The organism is Streptomyces ossamyceticus (assembly GCF_001418475.1).
Lineage (GTDB): Bacteria > Actinomycetota > Actinomycetes > Streptomycetales > Streptomycetaceae > Streptomyces > Streptomyces ossamyceticus.
Genome location: NZ_LIQX01000382.1, coordinates 1 through 3,559, shown reverse-complemented (window position 1 = coordinate 3,559; position 3,559 = coordinate 1). Strand labels below are relative to the sequence as shown.

3 protein-coding genes are annotated in these 3,559 nt (G+C 70.5%); all 3 read left to right on the top strand.

Annotated features, from left to right (window positions below):
* Positions 1 to 165: 165 nt before the first annotated feature.
* Positions 166 to 885 (top strand): RlpA-like double-psi beta-barrel domain-containing protein, encoded by a 720-nt coding sequence (locus AOK15_RS26465; protein WP_055520869.1) that lies wholly within the window; start codon positions 166 to 168, stop codon positions 883 to 885.
* Positions 886 to 1,483: 598 nt separating this feature from the next.
* Positions 1,484 to 2,515, top strand: a complete 1,032-nt coding sequence (glnII, locus tag AOK15_RS26460) for a glutamine synthetase (protein WP_055520868.1) — start codon at positions 1,484 to 1,486, stop codon at positions 2,513 to 2,515.
* Positions 2,516 to 2,722: 207 nt separating this feature from the next.
* Positions 2,723 to 3,559 (top strand): DUF6891 domain-containing protein (locus AOK15_RS26455; RefSeq protein ID WP_107099523.1); only part of this gene is annotated, 837 nt, incomplete at its 3' end.

The following is a 3,559-nucleotide window of genomic DNA, read 5'->3' as shown; positions in this document are numbered from 1 at the left end:
CCGCCGACCCCGCCGACCGACCCATCCGTCGCCCCCGATCACCCTCGACCGCCCCCGACTCATGTGTGACGCAGGTTACTTCGGAGACTGCCGTAACCGTTGAGTAACCTCGTTCGGTATCTCGTACATAGCGGCGTACGCTCCCCTACCTCTCAGGAGGCGCGAATGTCGCGCAGGAGAACTCTCAGTACGAAGAAGAAGATCGCGCTGTTCGTCAGTGCGGCGGCGGTGGCGGGTGGCGGGGCCTTCACCATGGCGGCCACCTCGAACGCGGCGCAGTCCGCGGCGGATTCCAGCGTCTGTCAGGGTTTGGCCACGGCGCTCGGCAACAACCAGAAGTTCATCGACGGTCAGCGGGCCGCACCGGACGCGCAGTCCGAGGCGCGGATCGCCAACCGTGAGGCCGTCATCAAGCAGATCAAGGTGCAGCAGGAAGCGTCCGGCTGCGTCGTCGGGGAGTCGGCTCAGGGCTCCCAGGCGGCACAGCCCGCGCAACCCGGCGGCGCGGAGACCGGGGGGTCGGCTCAGGACCCCCAGGGCGACGAGGCCGCCGGGAACGCAGGCGGCAACGCGGGTGGCAACGGTGCCGGGAACGCGGGGAACGCCGAAGGTGCCGGCAACGGCGGTGCCGGGGGCGGCCAGCAGGTCTGCAACGGGTCGACCGTCACGCTCTCCGGCGAGGGCGGAGCCCCGGCCGCGTCCAGCAACCAGTTCCCGGCCGGAACGAAGCTGAAGGTGACCAACCTGGACAACAACAAGTCCACGACCGTGGAGGTCACCTCGGTCTCCGGCAGCTGTGTCCTGCTGAACAACTCCGCGTTCGAGCAGGTCCGGGAGCCCGGCAAGTTCCTGATCCGCCGGGCGCTGATCGAGAAGGTCGGCTAGAACGACGGTCGCCGGCCCCGCTGTTCCCGCCGAGGAGCAGCGGGGCCGGCCCGTCGCGGGTCCCGCCGGGCCGGGTCTGGGGTCGGCCACCGTACGGAGGGGGTGGCCGGCCTCGCGACACCGGTTCGGACTCGGTCCGCATCCCGTTCCGATTCGCGAACCGGAACGGGGATACGTCCGACCGACGTCGCGCACCGCCCGACCGGGAGGCGCGGCTCGGACCGGTCCGACGGGTGCGACTGGTCCGGCGGGGGCGGGACACCCACCACCGGTGGCGGGTGTTCGTCGAGGTCGACGAGCACGCGATCGAGCTGGGACACGGGGGGCGACCGCGCCGTGATCCGCCGGTCATCCCCTTCGCATATGGCTCTGGCCGCGGCCGACGCGTAGCTGGTGCGAACATTCTCAGGGAACGCCGCCGATGATCCGGGGGCGTGAGCCGCACCACAGCGATGCCCGGTAACACGGGGTTCACATGCGAGCAATGATCGGGAAATCGCATGTTGGCAGGCTGCCCGGCATCAGCGCGGCGTTTCAGTGCCGCAGCGCCGCAGCACCCGCACATGCGCCTAGAGACCCACCCCGAAGGATGTGTCCCGTGACCTTCAAGGCTGAGTACATCTGGATCGACGGCACCGAGCCGACGGCCAAGCTCCGCTCCAAGACCAAGATCATCGCGGGTGAGTCCGCCGGTCTGGACGCGCTGCCGATCTGGGGCTTCGACGGGTCCTCCACGAACCAGGCCGAGGGCCACTCCTCGGACCGCGTGCTCAAGCCGGTCTTCACCTGCCCGGACCCGATCCGCGGCGGCGACGACATCCTCGTCCTGTGCGAGGTCCTGAACATCGACTTCACCCCGCACGAGTCCAACACCCGTGCCGCGCTGCGTGAGGTCGCCGAGAAGTTCGCCGCGCAGGAGCCGATCTTCGGTATCGAGCAGGAGTACACCTTCTTCCAGGACGGCTACCCGCTCGGCTTCCCCAAGGGCGGCTTCCCGGCCCCGCAGGGCGGTTACTACTGCGGTGTCGGCGCCGACGAGATCTTCGGCCGTGAGGTCGTCGAGGCGCACCTGGAGAACTGCCTGGAGGCGGGTCTGGGGCTGTCCGGCATCAACGCCGAGGTCATGCCCGGCCAGTGGGAGTTCCAGGTCGGCCCGCTCGCCCCGCTCGAGGTCTCGGACCAGCTGTGGGTGGCCCGCTGGCTGCTGTACCGCACCGCCGAGGACTTCGGTGTCTCCGCCACCCTCGACCCCAAGCCGGTCAAGGGCGACTGGAACGGCGCCGGCGCGCACACCAACTTCTCCACCAAGGCGATGCGCGAGGGCTACGACGCGATCATCACCGCGTGCGAGTCGCTCGGTGAGGGCTCGAAGCCGCTCGACCACGTCAAGAACTACGGCGCCGGCATCGACGACCGTCTGACGGGCCTGCACGAGACCGCCCCGTGGAACGAGTACTCCTACGGTGTCTCCAACCGCGGCGCCTCGGTCCGTATCCCGTGGCAGGTCGAGAAGGACGGCAAGGGCTACATCGAGGACCGCCGCCCGAACGCCAACGTCGACCCGTACGTCGTGACGCGGCTCCTCGTCGACACCTGCTGCTCGGCCCTGGAGAAGGCCGGCCAGGTCTGATCGGCCGCGCGCCTCGCGCGAAGCGTCCCGGAGGGCGTCCACCGTTCGCGGTGGGCGCCCTCCGGCGTTGTCGGTGGCGCGTGCGAGGGTGAGCGCATGACGATCGACGGGGGCGGCACGGCCGCGGACGGCTTGGCGACAGGCGGCATGGCCTCGGACGGGCCGGCGACGGACAGCCGGACGACGGACAACCAGACGACGGAGGGCCTGGCCTCGGACGGGCTGGCCATCAAGGTGAAGACGGAGAACTGGCAGGAGCACGCCCGGATATCGGCCGGCGGGTTGCGGGAGCTGGTGGACCGGATCGGTGGCGCGGACGACCGGTTCCTGGTCGTGCAGCGGATCCCGGACGTGCCGGACGTCTTCGTCCAGGTGTGGCACGAGCACGGCAGCGGGGAGTACCAGTTGGAACACCGGGAGGGCCGCGACCGGTTCTTCGGGACGGTCCTCTCCGACCGGGAGCGGGTCGCCGAGGCGATGACCGGCTGGGCACGGCGGGCGGACGGCTGGGACAGCGGCATCGACTGGACCCCGCTCGACCACGACCCGCCCGCGGACGTGCCGGAACTCCCGGACGCGGTAAGGGAACAGGTCGAGAAGCGGGTACGGGAGCTGCTCGCCTGCGGGTACGACGACCGGGCGCGGCTCACCGAGGCCGCCGAGGAGTACCTGGTCGACGGCGACGACCGGCCCGTCTCCCCCGCGCAGGCCCGCCGGCTCGTGGACCGGCTGTGGACGGAGCGGCTCGCGGAACAGAAGACCTGGGAGGGCACCACCGACCCCGAGCGGATCACCCGCGCGTTCACGGCACTTCGCGCCGCCGGGATCACCGCCCGCGAGAACTTCACCTGCTGCCGCACCTGCGGTATCGGCGAGATAGCCGGCGAGAGCACCGACGGCGACCGGGGCTTCGTGTTCTTCCACTCGCAGTGCACCGAGGGCGCGGCCGCCGGACACGGATTGATGCTGCTGTACGGCGGGTTCGACGGGTCGGCCGCCACGACGACATCCGTCGGGCACGAGGTCGTGGCGGCCCTCACGGCG

Excerpts from the sequence above, each read along its gene's own strand:
- AOK15_RS26465 (WP_055520869.1), top strand. The coding sequence starts at position 166 with ATGTCGCGCAGGAGAACTCTCAGTACGAAGAAGAAGATCGCGCTGTTC.